Raw genomic sequence first — 23,640 nt, forward strand, 5'->3', positions numbered from 1 at the left:
GCCGTGCAGCACAACGGAAGGCCGCGCCCCCTTGCGCCGCGCCCGCAAACCCGCTTGAACATCCCGCAAGGGAACGAAGGGGTAACGATGAAACCGGGTCCACGCAATCTCATCACCGATGTCGCCGGGCTGCGCGTCGGCAATGCCACCAACGCACAGGTCAAATCCGGCGTCACCGCACTGGTGGGGGATGATCCCTTCACCGCCGCCGTGCACGTCATGGGTGGCGCGCCCGGCACCCGGGAGACAGACCTGCTCGCCCCCGACAAGCTGGTGCAAAAGGTCGATGCGCTGGTGCTCTCCGGCGGCTCCGCCTTCGGGCTCGATGCCGCCTCGGGCGTGGCTGACGGGCTGCGCGCGCAAGGGAAGGGCTATCAGGTGGGCGAGGCGGTTGTGCCCATCGTGCCCGGCGCGATCCTCTTTGATCTGCTCAACGGCGGCGACAAGGGCTGGAAGGAAAACCCCTACAAGTCCCTAGGCCGCATGGCACTCGATGCGGCGGGCACCACCTTCAAACTCGGCTCCGTGGGCTGCGGCACCGGTGCGACCACGGCCACGCTGAAAGGCGGGCTCGGCTCTGCCTCGCTGGTGCTGGAGAGCGGCATCACCGTGGGCGCGGTCGTCGGGGTCAACGCGGTTGGCTCGGCAGTAGAGGGCCGTGGCCCCCGCTTTTGGGCCGGGGCCTGGGAGATGGCGGGCGAGTTCGGCGGTCTCGGCGGCCCCGAAACAACAGACCCGGGCTTTGAGCCTTCGCTGGAAAAGCTGGCAGGCGAAGCCACCACCATAGCCATCGTCGCCACCGATGCGGCGCTCGATTCTGCGCAATGTCAGCGCATGGCCGTGGCCGCCCATGATGGCATGGCCCGCGCCCTCGTGCCCTCGCACACCCCGTTTGATGGCGATCTCGTCTTCGGTGCCGCCACCGGCCGCAAGGCCCTGACGGACCCGGATTGGGACAGTCTGCGCATCGGCCACGCAGCGGCCACCTGCCTCGCCCGCGCCATCGCCCGGGGCGTCTATGCCGCCACACCCGCCAAGGGAGATACGCTGCCCACATGGCGGGAGGCCTTCGCGTAGGGTGGGCAATCTGCCCACCATCGCATCACCGTACCATCGCACCACAGCCGCAGGCCGCTACGCGCCGCCCATCTTCTCCAACCGCTGCCGGGCCACGGCCTCGTGGCCCTCGGCCTTCACCTGCTCGGCCAGCGCCTGCTCCACAAAGTCCAGATGCGCCTCCACCGCCGCCCGTGCCGCCGCCGGGTCGCGCCCAAGGATCGCTGCGGCAATCGAGCGATGCTGCTCCAGCAAGCGGCTGCGCGTTGGCTGGTTCCGGAACATGATCTGCCGGTTGTAGAAAACGCCCTCCCGCAGCAGCCCGAACATCGCCCGCATCATGTGGAGCAGCACCACGTTATGCGCCGCCTCCAAAATCGCCATGTGAAAGCCCGCATCCAGCTCTGCCTCTTCCTCGGCGCTGGAGCGTCGCCCGTGGGCCGCCTCCATCGCCTCCAGCGCGCGCGCAATCACCGCATGGTCCGCCTCGGTCCCATGCACCGCCGCACGCTCGGCAGCCTGCCCCTCCAGATCGCGGCGAAAGCCGATGTAATCCACCACCGCCTCCCGGTGCCCGGCAAACAGCCGCACCAGCGCCGGCGGAAAGACCGAGCGCAACTCCTCGGCCACAAACACACCCGCGCCTGCCCGCGCTTCCAGCAACCCTTTTTCTTGTAGGCTGCCCAAGGCCTCGCGCAGCGAGGGCCGCGACACGCCCATGCGCTCGGCAAGGTCACGTTCTGCAGGCAGCCGCTCTCCCGGGCGCAGCACGCCGCGCAGGATCAACAGCTCGATCTGCTCCACCACGGCCTCGCTCAGGCGGGCGGCGATGACAGGTTGGAACGGCATGAAAAAGCCCCCCGGAATTGGTCAAGTGATTTGACCACGTTCCGGGGGGAGGGGGCAAGGTGCCCCCGCCATAGGGGCGGCGGGAGCAAAGACGGAACGGGGCAGGGACAGGCCCCGATCCGAAATGCGTCAGGTGTTCGGGATGATAATGATCTCGACCCGGCGGTTCGCGGCACGGCCTTCAGGCGTCTGATTAGTCTCAATATTCTGCTGCTCGCCCCGCCCGATGGCCTGCACACGGCCAGAGGAGACGCCGCCATTCAGCAGCACGCTCCGCACGGCCAGCGCCCGGCGCTCCGAGAGATCCTGGTTGTAAGAGGCCGCGCCGGTGCTGTCTGTATGGCCGATCACCTGCACGGTGGTGTTCGGGTAGTCGTTCAGCGAGCGCGCCAGCGTGTAGAGGTCATCCTGAAGCACGGCCGAGAGCGCGGTGCTGTCGGTGGCGAAAAGGATGTCCTGCGGCATGGTCACGATCAGCCGGTCGCCGGTGTTCACCACGTCGATCCGTCCGTCGAGGTTCTGGTCCAGCTCGCGGGCCTGCTTGTCGAGGTTTGCGCCAATGGCACCGCCCACGCCTGCGCCCACGGCCGCGCCCAGAACGGCACCGCGGCGGCGGCTCTCTTCATCATCGCCCAGTGCCACGCCAGCCAGCGCGCCCACGGCAGCGCCGGCAAGCGCCCCGTTCTGGGTTTTCGGGCCAACGCCTTCGCACCCTGCAAGAAGGGTCACGGTGGCGGCGGAAATCATCAGTGAATTGCGGATCATGTCTGCTACAGTCCTTGTTTTATCGAGTGGTCCCCATGGACATTGAGGCCTTAACGCCCTCTTGAGCGCTTCGTTCCGTTAAAACGTGACATAGCCAACTGGATTTTACGTGATCTGCCGCCTGTGAGCGGAAAGTCGCCAGAGACGGGGCGGCAATGTTTCAGCCACGCGCCCCGATGTCACGTGACGTGAGTCATGGGGCTGATGCGCCTCGGCGCAGGCACCTCCGCGCCGTCGTCGCGCTCACCCCGCCGCCAACCCCTCGCGCCGCGCGGCTTCCCACGCCAGGATCGTCCGCTTCACCGGCAGCCCCCAGTGATAGCCGCCCAATCCGCCCGATTTGCGCATCGCCCGGTGGCAGGGGATCAAAAAGCTCACCGGATTGCGCCCCACCGCCGTACCCACAGCCCTGACGGCACGCGGGTTGCCCACCGCCTTGGCGATCTCCGAATAGGTCGTCACATGGCCCGTCGGCACCTGCATCAGCGCCTCCCAGACCTTGATCTGAAACGGCGCGCCGATCAAAAACAGCGGCGTCTCCTCCACCCGGCCCTCAGCGCCAAAGGCGCTCTGCACCCAAGGCCGCAACGCCATCGGATCTTCCGTGAAGACAGCCCCCGGCCAGCGCCCCCGCAGGTCCTCCATCGCCGCCTCCGGCCCCATCTCGGCGGCCAGGGCAATGCCGCAAATCCCCTTTTCGGTCCCCATAACCAACGCCGGGCCGAAAGGGCTTTCAAACCAGCCCCAGCGAATTTCCAGGCCCGCACCGCCCTTGGCATACTCGCCCGGGCTCATCGCCTCCCAGCGCAAGAACAGGTCATGCAGCCGCCCCGAGCCGCTTAGCCCCACCTCATCGGCCGCCTCCAACGTGGTAAACCGCTCGCGCAGCAGCGCCTTGGCGTGGCCAAGGGTCAGATATTGCTGATACCGCTTCGGGCTCACCCCAACCCACTGGCTGAACAACCGCTGAAAATGCGCTTGGCTCATGCGCATCTCCCCCGCCAGCGCCTCAAGCGTCAAATTGCCCTCGGCCCCGTCGATCACATCGAGCGCCCGGCGCATCACCTGATAGTGGTAGCTCTCTTCCATCTCTCTCACGGGTGCATTCATCGCCGCATCTCCTTCAAGCCTACAGCTAAGCCGCATCGCCGCACAGGGCGACCCGGAACTTGCGGGAGCGGGCCGGGCAGGGCATAGGAAGGCGATGCCTGCGCCCGTCATGACATATCACCAGATCTCCGAGGTCTTCGCCCGCTTCGCCGCGCAAGAGGCCGAGCCCAAGGGCGAGCTGGAGCACACCAACGCCTACACGCTGGTTGTTGCCGTGGCGCTCTCGGCCCAAGCCACCGACGTGGGCGTCAACAAGGCCACCCGCGCGCTTTTCGAGGTGGCCGACACGCCGCAAAAGATGCTCGACCTCGGGCTCGACGGCCTCACCGAGCACATCAAAACCATCGGCCTCTTCCGCCAGAAGGCGAAGAACGTGATGAAACTGAGCCAGATCCTCGTCGATGACTACGGCGGCGAGGTGCCCAGCTCCCGCGAGGCGCTTGTCTCGCTCCCCGGCGTGGGCCGCAAAACCGCCAACGTGGTGCTCAACATGTGGTTCAAACACCCGGCACAGGCGGTCGATACCCACATCTTCCGCGTCGGCAACCGCACCGGCATCGCCCCCGGCAAGGATGTCGACGCCGTCGAACGCGCGATCGAAGACCGGATCCCCGCCGAGTACCAGCAACACGCCCACCACTGGCTCATCCTGCACGGCCGCTACACCTGCAAGGCCCGCAAACCGCTCTGCGGCACCTGCCTCATCCGTGACATCTGCCTTTTTGAGGAGAAGACCCTGTGAGTCGCACCCTTGTCTCTTCCGGCTCCTACCTTGAGCCGATCATGGGCTTCTCCCGTGCCGTGCGGGTGGGCAACCATGTGTCGGTCGCGGGCACCGCGCCCATCGCCGAGGGCGGCGGCACCCACGGGGTCGGCGACGTGGCCGCGCAGACTCGCCGCTGCTTCGAGATCAGCCTGAAGGCGCTGGCCGAGGCGGGCGCGGGGCCAGAGCACGTCACCCGCTGCCGCCTCATGCTCACCGACATCAGCCGCTGGAGGGAGGCCGCCGAAGTGCATGGCGAGATCTTCTCCGCCATCCGCCCCGTCCTCACTGTTGTCGAGGTTTCCGCCTTCGTGGAACCCGACTGGCTGGTGGAAACCGAAATCGACGCCATCATCACGGAGACACCTGAATGACCACCCAATACGACGTCGTCGGCATCGGCAACGCCATCGTCGATGTCATCTCCCACGGCGATGACAGCTTTCTGGATAACATGGGCATAGAGAAGGGCATCATGCAGCTTGTCGAGCGCAAGCGCGCCGAGGTGCTCTACGCCGCAATGACCGACCGGGTGCAAACCCCGGGCGGCTCGGTGGCCAACACGCTGGCGGGGCTGGGTACGCTGGGGCTGGCCACCGCCTTCGTCGGCCGGGTGAAGGATGACGCGCTGGGCCGCTTCTACGCCGAGAACATGGAGCTCGAAGGCACCACCTTCCCCAACCCGCCGGTCGAGGATGCCAGCCAGCCCCCCACCTCCCGCTCGATGATCTTCGTCTCCCCCGATGGCGAACGCTCGATGAACACCTACCTCGGCTGCGGCGCCGAGTTCGGCGAGGATGACGTGGACGTCTCGGTGATGGAGAACACCCGTTATCTCTTCCTCGAGGGCTACCTTTTCGACAAGGACAAGGGCAAACGCGCCTTCATGGCCGCCGCCAATGCCTGCCACCACGCGGGCGGCAAAGCGGGCATCACCCTGTCAGACCCGTTCTGTGTGGATCGCCACCGCGACAGCTTCCGCGAGCTGATCGAAAACGACATGGATTACACCATCGGCAACGAGGCCGAATGGAAATCGCTCTACCAGACCGAAAGCCTCCAGACCGCGCTCGATGAGGCGGCAATGATCTGCCCCGTCGTGGTCTGCACCCGCTCGGGCGACCCGGTGATCCTGATCCGCGAGGGCGAGCGCGTCGAGGTGCCGGTCGAGAAGGTCACGCCCGTCGATGCCACCGGGGCAGGGGACCAGTTCGCCGCCGGCTTCCTCTATGGCCTCGCCACAGGCCAAACGCTGGAAATGTCGGGCCGCATGGGCGTGACGGCGGCGGCAGAAGTCATCCGCCACATCGGCCCCCGCCCCAAGCGCCCGCTGCGCGAGGTGTTCCACGACGCGGGTCTGCTCTGAGGCAGAGTTCCCCCGCGCCGGGAGCGCCCGGCGCAGAGGGCTGGCCAAAAGAGATACAGGCCTTCGGCGAGGATATTTTCAGAACCAATGAGATGCCAAAAGAAGAAGGCGGGCGCCGCACTTGGCAGCACCCGCCCCTGACAGAGCAAGGCTCTCATCGGTCCACGGTCATCGCCGTCCCCGGCTGTACCGTGGCCCCAGTCTTCACCAGCTTGGTTAACAAGTCCTTACCCGCCCCCTCATTGGTCCTGTAAATATTCCTCGGGGGGTTCGGGGGGCAGACAGCCCCCCGTGCGAGGCTGCATCCCTGCGCGGCGGATCGGTCAGTCGCCCAGCTTGGCGTGCACCTCCTCAAGGTCGATCTCGCCAGTGGGCATCTTGTTGCCCGGGTTCTCGAAATCGTATTTGAACAGGTGAAAGTCCCGCTTGTAGATCTCGTAGACGAGATGCATCGACAGGTCGTCGAAGTAATCCTCCACCGGATGCGCCCGCTTGGGCCCGTGCCCTTCGCTCTCGTTAAATCTCGGAATATCCTCGATATTCACCTCATGCGGCACCTCGATCTCGTCGAGCACCGATTGCATCCCCTCGTTGAACTTCTCGGTCCAGAAGATGTTGTCATAGGTGCCACCGTTCACGATGAAGGTGCTCACGTGCCCGGCCATCGCGCTCCAGTGAATGTCCGGGTCCATCGGGCGGCGCCAGCGAATGGTATCGCGCGCAAACAGCAGGAACCGCCGGAAACTCTTGATCTGGTCGAAGTCAAACTCGTCCTCCGGCGAGCCAACCTCGATCCCGTATTTCTGGATCAGCATCGGCACCAGCTTGCCGCGGTAGCGCTTGCCGTTGCGCTGGATGCCGCAGATCTTGTCAAAGAAGCTGGAGAGGATGCGGGTGTAGGGGTTGCGCACGCAGGTGAAGGCGTAGCTCTGATGCGCCGTCACATTCGCCTCGATCAGCGGCTGGCTCTCTTCCTGCGCCCATTTGTGCAGCCCGCTTGTGCTGTCATGAATATCGCCGTCAAAAAACTTGCCGTGATCGGAATAGAACATGATCTGCCCGATCGTCGAACAGGCGCACTTGGGCACCACCCGGTACACAACGCTCTCACTCTCGGTCATCCACGTGCCGGGAAAGCCCATGATTTACTGCCTCCAGAAATGCAATCGGCCACAAGTTGCTCTTGCGGCATCATTGTCGCGGAAATTTACAAGGAAACCCTGTCTTTTCAATGTTTGGTTACGCTACTAACCCTAAACAGTGGTTTCAAAACAGGGCAGAAAGTTTCCACATTGGCCAGAATCGCCTACATCCTCCTCTGTCACAAGGATCCAGACGCGGTTATCGCTCAGGCCCGCAGCCTGACGGCGGTGGGCGACTTCATGGCGATTCACTTCGATGCCCGCTCCAAGCCCGAGCACTTCAACCGTATCCGCGAGGCCCTGAAGGACAACCCCAATGTCACCTTCGCCCGCAAGCGGATCAAATGCGGCTGGGGCGAGTGGAGCCTTGTGCAGGCCACGTTGAACACCGTGGAATCGGCGGTCGAAGCCTTCCCACGCGCCACCCATTTTTACATGCTCTCGGGCGATTGCCAGGCCATCAAATCGGCTGAATACGCCCATGAGTTCCTCGACCGGGAAGACGCCGACTACATCGAGAGCTTCGATTACTTCAACTCCGACTGGATCAAGACGGGGATGAAGGAGGAGCGGCTGATCTACCGCCACTTCCTCAACGAACGAAAGAACAAATGGCTGTTCTACAAAAGCCTTGAGCTGCAACGCGCCATGGGCCTTTCGCGCAATGTGCCCGGCGATCTGCAGATGATGATCGGCTCGCAATGGTGGTGCCTGCGCCGCCGCACGGTGGAATGGGTGCTGGAGTTCACCCGCCAGCGCCGCGACGTGATGCGCTTCTTCCGCTCCACATGGATCCCGGATGAAACCTTCTTCCAAACCATCGTGCGTCACCTCGTCCCCGAAAACGAGATCCGCTGCCGCACGCTCACCTTCCTGATGTTCACCGACTACGGCATGCCGGTCACCTTCTATAACGACCATTACGACCTGCTGCTCAGCCAGGATTTTCTCTTCGCCCGCAAGATCAGCCCCGAGGCAAGTGAACTCAAGGAGCGGCTGGGCATGCTCTACGCCTCTGAAGGGCAGGAGTTTCAGATCTCCAACGAGGGGCGGCGGCTGTTCCATTTCCTCTCCGGGCGGGGCCGGATCGGGCGCCGCTTTGCGCCCCGCTTCTGGGAGACCGAGGCCAGCCTGGGCCGTGGCCGCGAGCTGATGATCGTCCTGTGCAAAAAGTGGCACGTCGCCAAGCGCCTCTGCGAGCGGGTCCGGGCCACCACCAACATTCCGGTCATCGAGTATCTCTTCAACGAAGAGGGCACCGATCTGCCCGATCTCGGCGGCATCCAGACCACGCTGGAAAAGCGCACGCGCCACCGCCGTGCGCTGATGCGGATGCTGTTTGACTACCACGACAGTGACAGGCTGGTGATCTGCCTCGATCCCTCCAACATCGACCTGATGCAGGATTTCCACTCCGACAAGTCGGTCACCAAGATGCTCGATATCGAGTGCGATTTTACCGACGATTACCTGCTCGGCCACGCCCGCCGCGTTGGCTTGGCAGGCGATCAGACACCGCAAGACACGCTGGAGCGGCTGCTGCCGACAATCCGCTACGATATCGTTTTTGAAAAAGAGCGCATCCGCGACGCCGGCTTCGAGCACCTCGACCGCATCCGCGAAAGCGCCAGCGTCGAAGAAAACGTGCCCCCGCTCGCCCGCTTCTTCGACATCCCGATCGACACCGCGTGGGAAATTGCCTCCACGCCGCATCTCTTTACCGACTGAGGAGGCCCCGGCTCATGGGCTACAGCTACGACCCCGAGAACATCTTCGCCAAGATCCTGCGCGGCGAGATCCCAAACGACACAGTGCTGGAAACCGAGCACAGCCTCGCCTTCCGTGACCTCTATCCGCAAGCCCCGGTGCATGTTCTGGTCATCCCCAAGGGCGCTTACGTGAGCTACGACCACTTCGCGCAAGCGGCCAGCGAGGCCGAGATCGTCGATTTCACCCGCGCCATCGGCAAGGTCTGCGAGATGGAAGGGGTCGCGGCGCATGCCGAGGGCTGCCGCTTCATCTCCAACGCCGGATCCCACGGCGTGCAGGAAGTCCCCCATCTTCACGTCCACGTCCTCGGCGGCCGCCCCCTTGGCCGAATGCTGAACCCCGCCTGATCCGGGGCGCACCCCGCGCCATCCACCGTAGGGTGGGCAATCTGCCCACCTCCAAACCCAACCTTCAAACCCCACCTAACGCGCCAAAGCCTCCAGCGCGGCGCCAATCACATGCCGCGCCGCCTCCCATTGCGCAGGCCCGGCCTGCGCATAGGCATCCAACCCCGGCGCGGCGTTCACCTCCAGCACCACCGCCTCTTCTCCCACAATCACATCGACGCCGCCCCACCGCAGGCCAAGCGCCTCCACCGCCCGCACCGCCAGCGCCTCAGCCTCCGGCCCCGGTCCGCCCTCGCGCACCGCCGCGCCTGCTGAAAGGTTGCCCGGCCCTCCGGCGGGGCCGACCCGCTCGTAGGCCAGCACCACGCGCCCCTCCAGCACCATCACCCGAAACTCCCGGCCCGGTACATCCACCTGAAGCAGCACATGGCGGTTCGCCGCACGCAGCGGCGCCATCGCCTCGCTCAGCGCATCGGCATTCGCCACCCGCACCACGCCTTCGCCGCCGTGGCCGTCATTCGGCTTCACCCAAAGCGGAAAGCCGCTCTCCTCCCGCGCCCATGCCAGCCCCGGCGCCGCATCGCGGCCCGCCAGCACAATCACATGCTCGGGCACCGGCACGCCCGCGTAGGCCAGCGCTTTGGCGGCATAATCCTTGTCGCCCGCCAGCCGCGCCGCCGCATCGCTGTTCAGCCCAAGGGCCGCCCCATGCACCGGATGCGCCCGCCCGCTTGCCGTGATGAAAAACCCGAACCGTCCATGCAGCGGCTCTGCCACCACCCGGCCCCCCATCGCCGCGCCCGCCTCCGACATCAGCCGCAGAAAGGGCCGCGCGCGCTCCGTTGGCGCGACAAGCCACCGCGCATCCTCAATGCCGTTGCCCACTTGCGCCATACCCCCATCCTGCTATTTTCGCCCCCAATTCTGGCCCGCCCCAGCGACCCCCGCAAGGAGACAACACATGCCGATCGACGCCCCCGAAACCGAAGTGGTCTCCGCCTGGCGCGTCGCCTGTGATGGCGGCGAAGGGGCACTTGGCCACCCCCGGGTCTGGCTGTCGCTTAGCCATGAAACCGGCGAAGTCGAATGCGGCTACTGCGACAAGAAGTTCATCCACGAAAGCTTCGCCAAGGCCTCCTGACCTGCACCCTTAATTTTCTTGCCCGCATTGCAAGCAAAGAAGGCGAGGGCATTGGTACCCGGCGCTTCAGTTCTGGAAGTCGGCTATGCGGACAGAATTGCCCTTCATTGGTCGAACCTGTAGGCCAGCTTTACTCTGAATCTACGGCAACGTCGGTGCGCTTGACTGGATCATCGAGGCGCTTCTCCATCAGAAAGTTCGTCAGTGTAACGCCAGCCAGTTCGATCTGCTGCTCGCGAACGACTTCCCAACCCTGCTGCTCAAAAAGACCTCGGACGAGATAGCTCGCTTGAGAATGAAGGCACGCGATATTGGCTTCACGCGCCAATGCCTCGATCCGAGCGTAAAGACTCCCTCCGATACCTTGCCGTTGGTATCCAGGTGCGACGAAAGCTAGATCTATGTAGCCATCGCTATCTAAAGTCATGAAGCCAACGGGTAGGCCCGCCTTCCGCGCAACTAGCGTTTTCTGAGCGGCCAGCCGCGACACCCAACTCGGCCCCGAAGGTGTCTTTGACGCCCAAGCCTGTCGCTGCTCTAAGCTATAAAATTCAGTCGCTCCATCGCGCACTGCATCGAAGAATATGACACCGAGTTGATCTGCTTCTGACGCTTCGAAGCCACCAATTTCTACGGAGGAGTTCTGCATTCCTTTGGCCTCTCTAATAGCATTTCAACGAGTGTGATCAAATCCAAGCATCGTATAAGCCGACCTTCATGCGAAACGCAGCATTGAGCAGTTTGGGCTCAAAGCCGACGTTGAGCGTCGAATCTTCAAAAAAATGCTTATCTGCGCTACAAGTGCACGGGGCTGGCATCAAGCCCAGCCTAGCCCATATCCCTTCGAACGGCGCATTTGCTGTCCAACCGCCCGCTGAAGCAAAATTGGAAAACCGCGCAGAACACGGCGAATTGGCGGAAAAACCAACGCTGGTCAGAGCCTCGCACTATTGGCTGCTCTTCCTCGTGCATAAGCCAATTTTCTTGCCGCAAATATCTCCGGGGGTGTGGGGGCAGGCCCCCACGCCGACATCCGCTTCAGGCACAACGATCAGGCGGCGCACCAGCGCACCACCTCCCGCAGGGCGGGACGTGTCCCGCTCCCCCTCACCGCGTCATGATCATGCAGGTCGTCGAGCCGGTCGCATAAATCCGCCCGTCCTCCACACCCACGATCTCGCCCCGCGCAACGCCGGTCGAGCGCCCCACATGCTGGGTCTCGCCAATCGCCAGCACCTCGCAGCCCACCGGGATCGCGCGGGTGATATTCACCTTGTATTCCAACGTCGTATACCAGCTGCCCTGTGGCACCTTCGTCATAACCGCGCAGGCCATGCAGCTGTCCAGCAGCGTGCCATACCAGCCGCCATGGGTGCCGCCCATGGGGTTGGCGTGGGCAAACTCGGGCGCACCGCGAAACACCACGCGCCCGTCCTCCACCTCATCCAGCCAATAGGTCATCACCTCCGAAATCGGCGGCCCCGCAATCTCTCCGCTGAGGATGCCCCGCATGAAGGCCAGCCCCGACATCGAGGTGAGTTGCTCAAAGCTCGCCAGCTCCTCCGGCCTCGCCGCAATCTTCCTGCTCATCCCGCAAATACCCCCGCGTATCTCTCCCGCAGCGTCGCCTTCTGCACCTTGCCCATGGTGTTCCTCGGCAGCGCGTCCACCAGCTCGAAGTGCCGCGGATGCTTAAACCGCGCCAGCGCCTCCCCCAGCGCCGCCTGCACCGCATCCAAATCCACCGACGCCCCCGGCTCCGCCACGATCACCGCCACCGGGCTCTCACCAAAATCGGCGTGCGGCGCGCCCACCACCGCGCTTTCCAGCACGCCCGCCACATCGTCGATCACCGCCTCCACCTCCTTGGGGTAGATGTTGTAACCGCCGGAAATGATAAGGTCTTTCCCGCGCCCGACGATGCTCAGATACCCACGCTCATCCATCACGCCCAAGTCGCCGGTGATAAAAAACCCATCCGCGCGCAGCTCGGCAGCCGTCTTCTCAGGCATTTGCCAATAGCCGCCAAACACGTTCTCCCCGCGCACCTCGATCATCCCCACTTCGCCATCCGGCACGGTGTCGCCGCTCACAGGGTCGCACACCTTCAGCTCCACGCCCGGCAGCGGCCTCCCCACGGTGCCCGCCACCCGCTCGCCCTCATAGGGGTTCGAGGTCAGCATATTGGTCTCGGTCATCCCGTAGCGCTCCAAAATCCGCTGCCCCGTGCGCGCTTCAAACTGCCGATGCGTCTCCTCCAGCATCGGCGCAGAGCCGGAGATGAACAGCCGCATATGCCCCGCCACCGCGCGCCCAAACCGCGCATCCTCCAGCAGCCGGGTGTAAAACGTCGGCACCCCCATCATCGTCGTCGCCCGTGGCAGCGCCGCCAGCACCTGCGCCACGTCAAATTTCTCCAGCCAGATCAGCGGCGCACCCGCCAGCAGCGCCACATTGGTCGCCACAAACAGCCCATGGGTGTGAAAGATCGGCAAGGCATGCAGCAGCACGTCCTCGCCGGTAAACCTCCAGGCCTCCACCAGCACCCTCGCATTGCTCAGCAGGTTCCGGTGGCTGATCATCGCGCCCTTCGAGCGCCCCGTCGTCCCAGAGGTATACAAAAAAGCCGCAAGGTCATCCTCGTCCCGCGCCACCGGCGCAAACGCGGCAGAAGCCCCCGCCGCCAGCGCCGCAAAGCTCCCCGCCGCCCCCGGTCCAAGGGTCTCAACCCTCGCAAAAGCCTCCAGCGCGCCCAGCGCCTCCCGCTTGCCCGGGTCGCACAAAAACAGCCGCGCCCCCGAGTTCTCGACAAAGTATTCAAGCTCCGCCGCCGGATACCCCGTGTTCAGCGGCAAAAACACCAGCCCAGCGGCAATGCAGCCCCCCACCAGCGCCAGCATCTCCGGGCTCTTCTCCAGCTGCATCGCCACCCGGTCGCCCGGCTCCAGCCCAAGGCCGACCAGCGCATTGGCATAGCGCCCCACATCGGCATGAAAATCCTGATACCCGAGCAAAACCGAGCCATCCGCACGCAGCAAAAACCCACCCTCGCGTCCCGCGCAGGGCGCAATCAGCGCGTCATAAAGCGGGTTCATTCCGCCGCCACCTCGCCAAGCCCGCTCAGCGCCCGGATCTCGCCAATCACTGCCTCCACGCCCTCGCCATGGCGCATCGCGCAAAAGAAAAACGGTCGCCCCGCCCGCATCCGCGTCGCATCCCGCTCCATCACCTCCAGCGAGGCGCCAACATGCGGCGCAAGGTCCGTCTTGTTGATCACCAGAATGTCCGACTTGGTAATCGCCGGCCCCCCCTTGCGCGGAATTTCCTCGCCCGCCGCCACGTCGATCACATAAATCGTCAAGTCCGCCAGCTCCGGCGAGAAGGTGGCCGAAAGGTTGTCGCCCCCGCTCTCGATCAGCACCACCTCCACATCGGGGTGCCGCTTCTGCATCTCCGCCACGGCAGCAAGGTTGATCGAGGCATCCTCACGGATCGCCGTATGCGGGCACCCGCCCGTTTCCACCCCGATGATCCGATCCGCAGGCAGGATCTGCGCCCGCACCAGCGCCTCGGCATCCTCGCGGGTGTAAATGTCGTTGGTAATGACCCCAACCGAATGGCGCGGCGCAAGTGCCTTGGCCAGCGCCCCCGTCAGCGTCGTCTTGCCCGCCCCCACAGGGCCACCAATGCCAATCCGCAAAGGTCCGTTCATCCGGGTCATGTCAAAGCTCCATAGGTCAGAATGAGAAATCCAGCGCCGAGCGCCGCAAAGACCAGCCCCGCCAGCCGGTTCACCGCGCAGGCAATCCGGCCTCCGAGCGCCCACCGCACATGCAGAGCCGCAAACACGGTCAACACCAAGGACAAAAGGAGTGCAAGCAGGGTCATCGCCCCATCATTCCCACGGCCTCTGAAGGCGCGCAAGGTTGTCCAAACACACAGCAATGCGCATTTTCTTGCTGCAAATATCCAATCCCGCGGGCGCAGCCCAAGTGCGGCCCGGCTTTGAGGCGATCACGGCGCAACACGCCCCGCCGATGAGGCGCAGCCGAAGAGGCCCTCCGCCGAGCGCAGCGAGGCCACCGAGGCGCCTCAGCTCCGGAACACGCGGGAATAGAGCGCCTCATGCCGCATCGCCGCCACATCGGCGGCAAAGCTCGCCGTGCCCATGCCCTCCAGCCCACTGGCAATCGCGGCCTGCGCCACCGCCTCACAGCGCCCCGTCAACCGCGCGAGGATCGCCTGCGCCTCGGTCTGGCCCAGCGGCACCGCGCGGGTCGCCACGGCCACGAGGTTGCCGATGAAGGCTTGCAGATACATCACCGCCGTCAACTCCAGCGGCAGGCCATGCAGGCCCGCGGCCCGGCCCACGGCCACCGGGTAGGCGGCGGGCTCCACCGGCAGATCCGGCCAGAGCGCCGAGACAGTGGTGGCAAAGGCCGTGCCCTGTTCCACCGTCTCCGCCATCCGCTCCGCCGAGGGGGCCATGGCCCGTGCCAGCGCATCCACCTCACCCAACGCCGCGCCCTCTGCGCCGTGGGCCTCGGCCAACAGCGCCACATCCGCGCGGCCCGCGCCATCGGTCAGAATGCCCTCCAGCCAGCTCTCCACGCCATCCCGGTCCACCCGGCCTTCCGCGAGCGCCGCTTCCAGCCCGTGAGACCATGCAAAGGCTCCAACGGGAAAGCCGGGCGAAAACCATTGCGCCAACCGCAGCACGTCCGCCGCCGCCGCGCCCGGGTTCGCGGCCTCAGCTCTCATGCGCGTGCTCATGTCCGTGGTCGTGATCATGCCCGTGCCCGTGATTATGCCCGTGCCCGTGTCCGTGACCATGCTCGTGGGAATGTCCGTGGCCATGCCCCTCCGGCCCATGCTGCGCCCCATGGTCATGCCCATGCGTGCGCCCCTCCCCATAGGCCCCGCCTTCGGGCGTAAACGGCTCTTCCACCTCCGCAACCTCGGCGCCGAGGCGGGCCAGCATGTCGGCCATCACGTGATCGCGCTGAATGAGCAGCCGCCCCTCTTCCACCTGGCAGGGGGTGTGCCGGTTGCCGATGTGCCAAGCCAGCCGCACCAGCTCTGCGCCGCGCACTTCCAGCAGCGGCTCCTGGTCCGCCTCCACGGCCACCAGCCCGCCGCTCGCAAGCACCAGCGCATCGCCCGCATCCAGCGATGTCGTGCGGGGCAAATCCACCAGCACCCGGGCCCCGGCCTCCGTCACCAGCACCTTGCGCCGCAAAAACCGCGCATCGTAACTCAGCCGCACTCGGTCGCCCGCTTCTGCGCCACCGCCGCGCCGCACCTCCTGCGCCGTCTCAAGCTCTGCCATAAACTCTCTCCATCCTCTCGCGCCGCCAGTGTCGCCGCCCATGTGCCGCGGGCTCAATCCACCGCTTCGATGGAGACGTATTCATAGCGGTCCACGTTGTCATCCTCATACCATGCGACCGCATAGCTAAAGCCAAGCTCGGGCAGATAGCTGCGGGTCTCCCGCGCCACCAGCTCGCCATCCTCGTAAATCCGCTGCTCCACCGGCACCGCCGTGTAACGGCAGTCGCCAATCACAACCTCTTCCTCGGTGCCAAAGCGGATGCCGAGCATTTCGGTCACCAGCTCACCGGAATAGGTCGCCACCATCCTCACGCCCCAGCCATGGCCGGGCAGCGGCTCGGGCGTCTCTGCGGGCAGAACCGGGAGGGCAAAGGTCGAGCGGGTGTCGGGCAGGGGGCCTGCGGCAGTCACATCGATGGATTCCAGAAGGTAAACGCCGCGCGCATAGGTAAACCGCGTTGCTGTGTCCGCGCCCTGGCTCAACCGGCTCTCCACCAGCACCTCGCTGGTGGCACGAAACACCTCCGTTTCGCCATCCGTCAGCGTCAACCGCACCCCGCGCGCTATATCCTCCGCCTGCGGACAGGCCGCCGCGCCCGCCGCACTCGTGACCGTCACCGCAGCCATAAGCACCAGCGCCCCTGCAAGTCCCATGCCCCGCGTCATCGCACGGCCTCCACGTTCACATAGGTATAAACGTCCTCACTCTCCTCGTCGGCATAGGAGGCAAGGTAAGAATGGCCGAGCGCGGGGAAGTAATGCGCAACCTCCCGGCTCATTTCCTTGCCCGCTTCGCTGAAGTGCCGCGCCGTAACCGGGATCATCTCATAGGCGCACTTGCCAAGCGTCCATGTGACCACCGCGCCAAAGCTGTAATCATGCCGCTCGCGCTTGGTCGCCTCGCCGGTCACCGTAACCTCTAGCGAAACCTCCAGCCCCGGCGCGGGGGTGGGCAGGGGAGAGGTGGCATAGGCAAAGGTCTCCGGCGTGCCGGCAGGAACGCCGCCGTTCAACGAGGCAATCTCCAAAGGATAAACCCCATGGGCCAGCCGCACCACGCTCACATACCCGTCCGCGCCATAGCTCGAAATCACCTGCCCCGCATCATCCGCCCGCCTGGCCGTTTCCACATCGCCATTCGCCACCTCAAACCGAATGCCCTTGTCCATATCGGCCCCCACCGGGCAGGCGGCATGGGCGGGCAGGGCCATGGATGTGGCGGCTGTGGCAATGGCGAGGGCCAGGGCGGCGCGGCCGAGGCAAACAGAGTGGCGCAAAGCAAAACTCCCGGTAGGCTTCACGCTGAGCCTACCGGGAAAATCCCGCAATGGAAGGGCAGGGGCTCAGCTGTAGAGCAGATCGCGGAACACATGCCGCGGAATGTCTTCACGCTTCAGGCCCATCGCGTTCAGCTCCCGGTCGGAGAGCGCGTTGAGGCGGGTGATCTGATGCATCCGCGACCGGCTCTCCATATAGGCGTTGAAGCCCATGCCGACCGAGGCAAAAAAGCGGTCGAGCCGTGCGCGCAGGCCGGTTTGGTCGGCGCTGTCTGTAGCTTGATGTGTCATATGCGGAAACCTTGTCTGTCGTTCGGGTTGCAGGGTTTCCTCCCTTGCATTCAACCTAACATCGGAAGGGCAGGGGGGAAGGCCCCGGGGCGCAGGGCAGCCATGTGCTGGCGGCAAGTCTGGCCATTGGCGGGTAACGCCCTGTTAACCGCGATTGCGCCACTATCGGGCCATGAGCCGCATCGAATCATTCCCCGCCACCGCCCGCCCCGCTGCCCCCATCGCGCTGGCCGATGCGCTGGGCGCGATCCGGGCGCAGATCAAGGCGCTCAAGGCCTGCGAGGCCGAGCTGCGCCGCGCGCTGATCGAGGCCCGCCCCAACGCTGCGGTCGAAGGCGAGGCCTACACCGTCACCCTACGCCACAGCACCCGCCGCGTGCTCGATAAAAGCCGCTTGCCCGCCTACATCCGCGACGATCCTGCGTTCTACCGTGAAAGCCGCAGCACTACCGTCGTCACCCGGCCCGTCAGGCAAAACCAGCCCGCGGTGCAGCCGGAGGACGAAGACGAATTCGACGTGATCGAGCGCTTCGCCTGAGCCTGTGGTGGGCGACGACCGCCACCCGCGCCGTAGGGTGGGCATTTTGCCCACCACCCCATATCCGGGGCGTCACTTCGGTCCCTGCCGTCCTCATCGCAGCTGCGAAGAGAGACCGTAAGGCCCTGATGAGCTGCTGCCTGCCCTCAAAACATGAAATACCGCTGCGCCATCGGCAGCCGCTCCGCCGGTTCGCAAGTGAGCAACTCGCCATCGGCCCGCACCTCGTAGGTCTCCGGGTGCACCTCGATCTGCGGCTTCGCGTCATTCAGCTTCAGCGCCGACTTGCCAATCCCCCGCGTGCCCTTTACCGCCAGCAGATCCTTCGCCAGCCCAAGCTGCCCGCGCAGGCCGCCCGCCACCGCCGCCTCGCTCACGAACAGCGCCGCCGAGCGTTCCACCGCGCGGCCCATCGAGGCAAACATCGGGCGCGAATACACCGGCTGCGGCGTCGGGATCGAGGCATTCGGGTCGCCCATCTGCGCCACCGCAATCGACCCGCCCAGCAGCACCATCTCCGGCTTCACCCCAAAGAACGCCGGTGACCACAGCACCAGATCCGCCCGCTTGCCCACCTCGATGCTGCCGATCTCATGGCTCATCCCGTGCGCAATCGCCGGGTTGATCGTGTATTTCGCCACGTAGCGCCGCACCCGGAAGTTATCATTCTCCCCGGTCTCCTCGGCCAACCGCCCGCGTTGCTTTTTCATCTTGTCGGCGGTCTGCCATGTGCGGATCAGCACCTCGCCCACACGCCCCATCGCCTGACTGTCCGACGCGATGATCGAAAACGCCCCCATGTCGTGCAGGATATCCTCCGCCGCAATCGTCTCGCGCCGGATGCGGCTCTCGGCAAAGGCCACGTCCTCGGGGATCGACTTGTCGAGGTGGTGGCACACCATGAGCATGTCCAGATGCTCTTCCAGCGTGTTCACCGTGAAAGGCCGCGTCGGGTTGGTGGAGGACGGCAGCACATTCTCCTCACCACACACCTTGATGATATCCGGCGCATGGCCCCCGCCCGCGCCCTCGGTATGAAACGCGTGGATCGTCCGCCCCTTGATCGCCGCCACGGTATTCTCGACAAAGCCGCTCTCATTCAGCGTGTCGGTGTGGATCATCACCTGCACGTCCATGTCGTCAGCAACGCTCAAACAGCAATCAATCGCCCCCGGCGTCGTGCCCCAGTCTTCGTGCAGCTTTAGCGCACAGGCCCCACCGTTCACCATCTCCACCAGCGCGCCCGGCAAGCTCGCATTGCCCTTGCCCGCGAGGCCAATGTTCATCGGCACGCCATCAAGCGCCTGCAACATCCGGCCGATATGCCAAGGCCCCGGCGTGCAAGTCGTCGCCAGCGTGCCATGCGCCGGCCCGGTGCCTCCGCCCAGCATCGTCGTCAGCCCCGAATGCAGCGCATCGTCAATCTGCTGCGGGCAGATGAAATGGATATGGCTGTCAAAGCCGCCCGCGGTCAGGATCTTGCCTTCCCCCGCAATCGCCTCGGTGCCGGGGCCAACGATGATATCCACCCCCGGCTGCGTATCCGGGTTGCCTGCCTTGCCGATGGCGGCAATCCGCCCGTCCTTCAGCCCGATGTCGGCCTTGTAGATCCCGGTATAATCCAGCACGAGCGCATTGGTAATCACGGTATCGACAGCCCCCTCCGCCCGCGTCACCTGCGCCTGCCCCATCCCGTCGCGGATCACCTTGCCCCCGCCAAACTTCACCTCCTCGCCATAGGTGGTGAAATCCTTCTCCACCTCGATGATCAGGTCTGTATCCGCCAGCCGCACCTTGTCACCGGTGGTCGGGCCAAACATCGCGGCATAGTCGGAACGGGGGATTTGTGTGGGCATGGCGGCCTCCGCTGAGTGACTTAAAGGAGCGAACTAGAGGGTTGGATTGAAACATTTCGTGATCGTTCCAACCTGAAAATCTTCTCTTTTTCAGTCAGTTGGTTGTCAGGAGCGAACCACTGACCAAGAGTCAGTTGCGCTACTCGGTGCAAATATTCGGGCAAGAAATCTGGTAACAATCTGGCTGTCCCGACCCAACGAAACGATTGCCGAGGTAGCAATGTCCGAACCCCAACTCCTTCTCCAACTGCTGATCGCAGCCCTCGGTGTGCTGCTGGTTCTTGCACGATACTTCGGGTGGTTTTGAGAATTCGCTCCATCCCCTCAACCCGCCCACAAACCATGTTTCTTGTGCCAATCCTCAAGGCTCAGCTCGGGATAGGCGTCATAGGTCTCGTCCTGCGGCCCTGCCTCCAGCGGCACCCAGTCCGGCTTGTCGGCCAGCAACAGGTGCACGCGGTGCGGGGCCGGGGGCAGGGGGGTGTCGATGGCGCTTGCCATCGGGTGAATGAGGTCGGGCCATGTCGGGTCGAACAGCCACAGCTCCGAGCCGCATCCCGGGCAGAAGTTGCGCTCGCCGGTCGACACCTCGCAGGTGCCGCCCCGGTCGATCTCGGCCCGATACACCGCCGTTTCGCCCGTCACCTCCATCGTGTCGGCCAGCCCGCCAAGGTTGATCGCATAGCCACCCCCGCCGCCGGTCTTGCGGCAGATCGTGCAGTAGCAAAGCTGGTAGGGCACCGGCGTGTGGCTTTGCAGCGAGAAGCGCACGGCACCACACCGGCAGGAGCCTTCAAGACGCATCGGCATCAAACACCTCATCCACCGGCACCTGCAGCGCCGTGACCATCCCGTTGGTCATCATCGCCGCGCCGATCACCCGGATCAGCTCGGCGTGCATCTCCTCGCTCATCCCCTTGGCCTTCGCCGCCGCCGTGTGGCTGTGCACGCAATACGAACACCCGTTCGCCGTGCTCACCGCCACGTAGATCATCTCCTTCACCAGCGGGTCGAGCGCCCCCGGCCCCATCAGGACCGAGAGCTTGCCCCATGTCTCTTCCAGCGCGTCCTCGTCATGGGCGAGCGCGCGCCAGAAGTTGTTGACGTAATCGGTGCCCCGCGCCTCACGGATCGCGGCAAACACCGCCGCCGCGCGGGGTGATAGCTCCTCGTCGCTCAAAAGGGGCACCGTCGCCATCACACCACCGCCATCACGCGGGCAGGCCCGCCGGTGCCACCACCATGCTTCGGCGCGCCAACAAACAGCGTCGCCCCGCTCGCCGGCACCGCATCGAGGTTCGCCATGTTCTCGATCCCGTAGCGCCCTGCGGGCAGCCACGAATAATGCACCGCGAAATCCGCCGAATTGCCCGGATCGAGCGAGAGCGTGTCCACCCCGATGCTGGCCACACCCATGTCGAGCAGCATGTCTGTCGCCGCCTTGGCAAAGCCCGGAAAGGCAAAATTCCCCTCGCCGTCATTCCGATAGGCCGCCTCGCCCATCTTCGCCCCCCAGCCCGAGTTCATCGCCACGCAGGCCCCCTCTGGGATCTCGCCATTGGCCGAAACCCAGGCCTCGATATCCTCCGGCTCCACCATCGCGTTCGGCTCCTCGGCGGCCTTGGCCTTGAGGTCGATCACGCAGAGCGGGCACATCAGGCTCTCGGGCGGCAGCATGTCCACCGTGTCGCCGTCCTCGGCAAAGTGGGCAGGCGCGTCGATGTGGGTGCCGGAATGCTCGAAGAAGCTCACCTTCCAAACCTTGTAGCCATCCGGCCCATAGTCCTTGTCGATCTCCATCTCGATCCCCGGCATCCCGTCAAAGGTCGGGAACTCGGGCGTCAGCGTATAGGTCAGGTCCACCACCTTGCCGCTGGATTGCGCCAGCGCGGGCTTCGAGGCCATCGCCCCGGCAGCCACCGCAGCGGCCCCGGCGGCGGCGGAGCGGGCAAAGAAGCTTCTCCGGTTCATCGCGCTCTTGCGAACATTCTCGATCAGGCAGGCATTACACATCTTTCAGTACTCCCTTTCCGGTTGGTCTTCCCGTCACCCCTTCACCGCAGCTTCGGCCCCCGCTTGGCGAGCCGATACACGTTCGAGCGGGTCTTGCGCCGCACCGGGCGCAGCGCGGCAGCGGCCACGTTGCGGCCCCCCATCGCGGCCAGCGAGGCCTCCTGCGCGGCCTTCACAAAGGCCACCTGCTTTTCGCGCACCATCCGGCTGTTCTCGCCGCCGGCCACGTTCCATGCCCCGGCCATGCCCATCATCCGCATCCAGATCACGGCGCTGGCCTCCATGGTCATCACCGCCATCTGCATCTGCAGGCGGATCAGCGCAGCAGGGCTCATTCCAGCGCCCCCATGACCTTCTGGTTGAAGCCATAAATCTTCCGGGCGCCGCCAATCGCAATCAGCTGCACCTCCCGCGCTTGCCCGGGCTCAAACCGCACGGCGGTGCCTGCGGCGATGTCCAGCCGCATCCCCCGCGCGGCGTCGCGGTCGAAGTCGAGCGCCGCGTTGGTTTCGGCAAAATGATAATGGCTGCCCACCTGCACCGGCCGGTCGCCGGTGTTGGCCACCATCAGCGTCACCGCCTCGCGCCCCACGTTCAGCGCGATCTCGCCGGGCGCGGTCATAACCTCTCCGGGGATCATTTGCGGCTCCAGAGCAGGGCCGCGAAGCCCGCTGCCACGATCACCGCCAGCGCGGCCATCAACGGCAGGGCCGAGTTGGCCTCATGCGGGTGCAAATGCGCGCCGGAATGGGCGAGGGCGGGGGAGGCAGTGGCCAGCAGGGTAATGGCGTATTTCATGTCTCGGTCCTTATCAGCGTATCGGGTTATGCACGGTCACCAGCTTGGTGCCGTCGGGAAAGGTCGCCTCCACCTGCACCTCGTGGATCATCTCGGCGATCCCCTCCATGCATTGCGCGGCGCTCACCACCTGCGCGCCCGCCTCCATCATGTCGGCGACCGAGCGGCCATCGCGGGCACCCTCCACCACCGCATCGGTGATCAGCGCAATCGCCTCGGGGTGGTTCAGCTTCACGCCGCGGGCCAGCCGCTTGCGGGCCACCTCGGCAGCCATGGCGATGAGGAGCTTGTCCTTTTCGCGGGGGGTGAGTTGCATCTCTCTAGAGCCTCCAGGATCGTGGAAGGGTATTGCCGCTAAGTCGGTCCAGCGCGGGCATCAGCAGGCGGCGCAGGCCAAAGCCATCGGGGCCAAGGAATCGGGCCACCATCATATCTTCTGCGATCAGCGACGCGCCCGCCAGTGCGTCTTCGGGCAAGGCATCGCGCAGGGCATCGCGCTGATGTTCGGCATCCGCGCCAACATAAACCACCAGCGCCGAAGCCCGGCAGCCCGCGCCGGTGGCAGGCCCCGCAAGCTGGGCAGAAATGTCCCCTTCCAGCCGGGTCGCATCGGTAAAGGCCCGCTGCCCGTCGCGAAACAGCTCCACCCGGTCGCTGAGCCAGCCGTCCGTCAGCTTCTCACCCATCGCCGTGCGGCCAAAAACCAGCGGCTCGCACAACAGCAGCCGCGCATCGCCCTCAAGCTCCACCCGCAGCCGCCGCCTGAGCGCGCAAGCCTGAAACAGGATGGTCTCCTGCGGCAGCCAGTGCAGCACTGCGCCCGCACCCGCCTTCAGCCGCACCGACACATCGGCACATTCTCCCGGCTGGGCGCGATAGGCCCGCTCGGCGGCCTGAGTCGTCAGGCTCAACGCTGCGCCCGCCTCGGCCTCCGCCTCCAGCCTGAAGCGATCACCCCCGGTGATCCCGCCCGCCGAGTTGACCAGCATCGCCTGAAGCACGCCCCGCGATTGTGGAAACAGCAGCTTCAGCGCCCCCGACATCCGCAAATCACCAATCCGGCTGCCCCCCGCACCACGCCGGGCCGAAACCCGGGCCGCACCCTCGGCCCTTGGCTGTTTCGCCCGCACCGCGCTTATCTTGCTCTCAATGGTGATGGCCGGTCCCCGTGTCTGCATCCTGCCGCCGTTTTCACCATGCGGCCCGGCGGCTGACCACATGCGAGAG

General features: G+C 65.0%; 32 protein-coding genes. 8 read left to right on the forward strand and 24 right to left on the reverse strand.

Annotated features, from left to right (window positions below; translation table 11 throughout):
- The first annotated feature begins 87 nt into the window (after nucleotides 1–87).
- Nucleotides 88–1,077 (forward strand): P1 family peptidase, encoded by a 990-nt coding sequence (locus tag FHY55_RS06075; protein WP_140013334.1) that lies wholly within the window; start codon nucleotides 88–90, stop codon nucleotides 1,075–1,077.
- Between the two features lie 57 nt (nucleotides 1,078–1,134).
- On the opposite strand, the gene FHY55_RS06080 is transcribed toward FHY55_RS06075, so the two are convergent.
- From FHY55_RS06080 to FHY55_RS06090, 3 genes are all read right to left on the reverse strand, one after another.
- Complete coding sequence (locus FHY55_RS06080; RefSeq protein ID WP_140013335.1) at nucleotides 1,135–1,905, reverse strand: FadR/GntR family transcriptional regulator; 771 nt, start codon at nucleotides 1,903–1,905, stop codon at nucleotides 1,135–1,137.
- Nucleotides 1,906–2,034: 129 nt separating this feature from the next.
- Nucleotides 2,035–2,670, reverse strand: a complete 636-nt coding sequence (locus FHY55_RS06085) for an OmpA family protein (RefSeq protein ID WP_140013336.1) — start codon at nucleotides 2,668–2,670, stop codon at nucleotides 2,035–2,037.
- Between the two features lie 243 nt (nucleotides 2,671–2,913).
- The gene (locus FHY55_RS06090) at nucleotides 2,914–3,780 is read right to left on the reverse strand and encodes a bifunctional helix-turn-helix domain-containing protein/methylated-DNA--[protein]-cysteine S-methyltransferase (RefSeq protein ID WP_140013337.1); all 867 of its coding nucleotides are present in this window, start codon (nucleotides 3,778–3,780) and stop codon (nucleotides 2,914–2,916) included.
- A gap of 94 nt (nucleotides 3,781–3,874) precedes the next feature.
- On the opposite strand from FHY55_RS06090, the gene nth reads away from it, so the two are divergent.
- From nth to FHY55_RS06105, 3 genes are read left to right on the forward strand one after another with little or no spacing between them, the layout of a single operon-like run.
- On the forward strand, nucleotides 3,875–4,522 hold the full coding sequence (nth, locus tag FHY55_RS06095; protein WP_140013338.1) for an endonuclease III: 648 nt from the start codon (nucleotides 3,875–3,877) through the stop codon (nucleotides 4,520–4,522).
- Nucleotides 4,519–4,917, forward strand: coding sequence for a RidA family protein (locus FHY55_RS06100; RefSeq protein ID WP_254695430.1), 399 nt, complete (start codon nucleotides 4,519–4,521; stop codon nucleotides 4,915–4,917). The genes nth and FHY55_RS06100 overlap by 4 nt, the downstream gene beginning before the upstream one ends.
- Nucleotides 4,914–5,909, forward strand: coding sequence for an adenosine kinase (locus FHY55_RS06105; RefSeq protein ID WP_140013339.1), 996 nt, complete (start codon nucleotides 4,914–4,916; stop codon nucleotides 5,907–5,909). The genes FHY55_RS06100 and FHY55_RS06105 overlap by 4 nt, the downstream gene beginning before the upstream one ends.
- A gap of 323 nt (nucleotides 5,910–6,232) precedes the next feature.
- Here the strand turns inward: FHY55_RS06105 and FHY55_RS06110 are convergent, their stop codons facing one another.
- Nucleotides 6,233–7,051 carry a sulfotransferase family protein gene (locus tag FHY55_RS06110; RefSeq protein ID WP_140013340.1) on the reverse strand — a complete coding sequence of 273 codons (819 nt, stop codon included), beginning with the start codon at nucleotides 7,049–7,051 and terminating at the stop codon, nucleotides 6,233–6,235.
- A gap of 150 nt (nucleotides 7,052–7,201) precedes the next feature.
- Between FHY55_RS06110 and FHY55_RS06115 the strand changes: the two genes are divergently transcribed.
- Both FHY55_RS06115 and FHY55_RS06120 read left to right on the forward strand, forming a co-directional pair.
- Nucleotides 7,202–8,779, forward strand: coding sequence for a DUF5928 domain-containing protein (locus FHY55_RS06115; protein WP_140013341.1), 1,578 nt, complete (start codon nucleotides 7,202–7,204; stop codon nucleotides 8,777–8,779).
- Between the two features lie 14 nt (nucleotides 8,780–8,793).
- A complete protein-coding gene (locus FHY55_RS06120) occupies nucleotides 8,794–9,168 on the forward strand; it encodes an HIT domain-containing protein (protein ID WP_140013342.1) in 375 nt (124 codons plus the stop codon).
- 75 nt (nucleotides 9,169–9,243) lie between these two features.
- Here FHY55_RS06120 and FHY55_RS06125 read toward each other — a convergent pair whose 3' ends face one another.
- Complete coding sequence (locus tag FHY55_RS06125) at nucleotides 9,244–10,062, reverse strand: RimK family alpha-L-glutamate ligase (protein WP_140013343.1); 819 nt, start codon at nucleotides 10,060–10,062, stop codon at nucleotides 9,244–9,246.
- Nucleotides 10,063–10,129: 67 nt separating this feature from the next.
- Here FHY55_RS06125 and FHY55_RS06130 point away from each other — a divergent pair, with 67 nt between their 5' ends.
- Complete coding sequence (locus FHY55_RS06130) at nucleotides 10,130–10,309, forward strand: zinc-finger domain-containing protein (protein WP_140013344.1); 180 nt, start codon at nucleotides 10,130–10,132, stop codon at nucleotides 10,307–10,309.
- Nucleotides 10,310–10,439: 130 nt separating this feature from the next.
- On the opposite strand, the gene FHY55_RS06135 is transcribed toward FHY55_RS06130, so the two are convergent.
- The 10 genes from FHY55_RS06135 to FHY55_RS06175 all read right to left on the reverse strand — a co-directional run bounded on the left by FHY55_RS06135 (nucleotide 10,440) and on the right by FHY55_RS06175 (nucleotide 17,208).
- A complete protein-coding gene (locus FHY55_RS06135) occupies nucleotides 10,440–10,958 on the reverse strand; it encodes a GNAT family N-acetyltransferase (RefSeq protein ID WP_140013345.1) in 519 nt (172 codons plus the stop codon).
- A 458-nt stretch (nucleotides 10,959–11,416) separates the two neighbouring features.
- The gene (locus tag FHY55_RS06140) at nucleotides 11,417–11,899 is read right to left on the reverse strand and encodes a PaaI family thioesterase (RefSeq protein WP_140013346.1); all 483 of its coding nucleotides are present in this window, start codon (nucleotides 11,897–11,899) and stop codon (nucleotides 11,417–11,419) included.
- Nucleotides 11,896–13,404, reverse strand: a complete 1,509-nt coding sequence (locus FHY55_RS06145) for a malonyl-CoA synthase (RefSeq protein WP_140013347.1) — start codon at nucleotides 13,402–13,404, stop codon at nucleotides 11,896–11,898. Before FHY55_RS06145 ends, FHY55_RS06140 begins: the two co-directional genes overlap by 4 nt.
- Nucleotides 13,401–14,030 (reverse strand): urease accessory protein UreG, encoded by a 630-nt coding sequence (gene ureG / locus FHY55_RS06150; protein ID WP_140013348.1) that lies wholly within the window; start codon nucleotides 14,028–14,030, stop codon nucleotides 13,401–13,403. The genes FHY55_RS06145 and ureG overlap by 4 nt, the downstream gene beginning before the upstream one ends.
- A complete protein-coding gene (locus tag FHY55_RS20450; RefSeq protein ID WP_168222945.1) occupies nucleotides 14,027–14,197 on the reverse strand; it encodes a hypothetical protein in 171 nt (56 codons plus the stop codon). Before FHY55_RS20450 ends, ureG begins: the two co-directional genes overlap by 4 nt.
- A gap of 204 nt (nucleotides 14,198–14,401) precedes the next feature.
- Nucleotides 14,402–15,100, reverse strand: coding sequence for an urease accessory protein UreF (locus tag FHY55_RS06155; protein WP_254695431.1), 699 nt, complete (start codon nucleotides 15,098–15,100; stop codon nucleotides 14,402–14,404).
- A complete protein-coding gene (locus FHY55_RS06160) occupies nucleotides 15,060–15,638 on the reverse strand; it encodes an urease accessory protein UreE (protein WP_140013350.1) in 579 nt (192 codons plus the stop codon). Before FHY55_RS06160 ends, FHY55_RS06155 begins: the two co-directional genes overlap by 41 nt.
- 53 nt (nucleotides 15,639–15,691) lie before the next feature.
- Complete coding sequence (locus FHY55_RS06165; RefSeq protein WP_140013351.1) at nucleotides 15,692–16,306, reverse strand: hypothetical protein; 615 nt, start codon at nucleotides 16,304–16,306, stop codon at nucleotides 15,692–15,694.
- Entirely contained in the window at nucleotides 16,303–16,917 is a 615-nt protein-coding gene (locus FHY55_RS06170; RefSeq protein WP_140013352.1) for a hypothetical protein, read from the reverse strand. Before FHY55_RS06170 ends, FHY55_RS06165 begins: the two co-directional genes overlap by 4 nt.
- Nucleotides 16,918–16,983: 66 nt before the next feature.
- A complete protein-coding gene (locus tag FHY55_RS06175; protein WP_140013353.1) occupies nucleotides 16,984–17,208 on the reverse strand; it encodes a DUF1127 domain-containing protein in 225 nt (74 codons plus the stop codon).
- Nucleotides 17,209–17,380: 172 nt separating this feature from the next.
- On the opposite strand from FHY55_RS06175, the gene FHY55_RS06180 reads away from it, so the two are divergent.
- The gene (locus FHY55_RS06180; RefSeq protein WP_140013354.1) at nucleotides 17,381–17,746 is read left to right on the forward strand and encodes a hypothetical protein; all 366 of its coding nucleotides are present in this window, start codon (nucleotides 17,381–17,383) and stop codon (nucleotides 17,744–17,746) included.
- Nucleotides 17,747–17,892: 146 nt separating this feature from the next.
- Here FHY55_RS06180 and ureC read toward each other — a convergent pair whose 3' ends face one another.
- The 9 genes from ureC to FHY55_RS06220 form a co-directional block, all read right to left on the reverse strand.
- Nucleotides 17,893–19,602 carry an urease subunit alpha gene (gene ureC / locus FHY55_RS06185; RefSeq protein ID WP_140013355.1) on the reverse strand — a complete coding sequence of 570 codons (1,710 nt, stop codon included), beginning with the start codon at nucleotides 19,600–19,602 and terminating at the stop codon, nucleotides 17,893–17,895.
- A 324-nt stretch (nucleotides 19,603–19,926) separates the two neighbouring features.
- A complete protein-coding gene (locus FHY55_RS06190) occupies nucleotides 19,927–20,412 on the reverse strand; it encodes a GFA family protein (RefSeq protein WP_140013356.1) in 486 nt (161 codons plus the stop codon).
- Nucleotides 20,396–20,800 (reverse strand): carboxymuconolactone decarboxylase family protein, encoded by a 405-nt coding sequence (locus FHY55_RS06195; protein ID WP_140013357.1) that lies wholly within the window; start codon nucleotides 20,798–20,800, stop codon nucleotides 20,396–20,398. Before FHY55_RS06195 ends, FHY55_RS06190 begins: the two co-directional genes overlap by 17 nt.
- Complete coding sequence (locus FHY55_RS06200) at nucleotides 20,800–21,615, reverse strand: cyclase family protein (protein WP_140013358.1); 816 nt, start codon at nucleotides 21,613–21,615, stop codon at nucleotides 20,800–20,802. The genes FHY55_RS06195 and FHY55_RS06200 overlap by 1 nt, the downstream gene beginning before the upstream one ends.
- A gap of 41 nt (nucleotides 21,616–21,656) precedes the next feature.
- Nucleotides 21,657–21,950 (reverse strand): antifreeze protein, encoded by a 294-nt coding sequence (locus tag FHY55_RS06205; RefSeq protein WP_140013359.1) that lies wholly within the window; start codon nucleotides 21,948–21,950, stop codon nucleotides 21,657–21,659.
- Nucleotides 21,947–22,255, reverse strand: a complete 309-nt coding sequence (locus FHY55_RS06210) for an urease subunit beta (protein ID WP_140013360.1) — start codon at nucleotides 22,253–22,255, stop codon at nucleotides 21,947–21,949. The genes FHY55_RS06205 and FHY55_RS06210 overlap by 4 nt, the downstream gene beginning before the upstream one ends.
- The gene (locus FHY55_RS20455) at nucleotides 22,252–22,413 is read right to left on the reverse strand and encodes a hypothetical protein (protein ID WP_168222946.1); all 162 of its coding nucleotides are present in this window, start codon (nucleotides 22,411–22,413) and stop codon (nucleotides 22,252–22,254) included. The genes FHY55_RS06210 and FHY55_RS20455 overlap by 4 nt, the downstream gene beginning before the upstream one ends.
- 13 nt (nucleotides 22,414–22,426) lie before the next feature.
- The gene (locus FHY55_RS06215; protein WP_140013361.1) at nucleotides 22,427–22,729 is read right to left on the reverse strand and encodes an urease subunit gamma; all 303 of its coding nucleotides are present in this window, start codon (nucleotides 22,727–22,729) and stop codon (nucleotides 22,427–22,429) included.
- A 4-nt stretch (nucleotides 22,730–22,733) separates the two neighbouring features.
- Nucleotides 22,734–23,591, reverse strand: a complete 858-nt coding sequence (locus tag FHY55_RS06220) for an urease accessory protein UreD (protein ID WP_140013362.1) — start codon at nucleotides 23,589–23,591, stop codon at nucleotides 22,734–22,736.
- Nucleotides 23,592–23,640: the final 49 nt, after the last annotated feature.

Source organism: Oceanicola sp. D3, assembly GCF_006351965.1.
In the GTDB taxonomy this organism is placed as follows: Bacteria; Pseudomonadota; Alphaproteobacteria; order Rhodobacterales; family Rhodobacteraceae; genus Vannielia.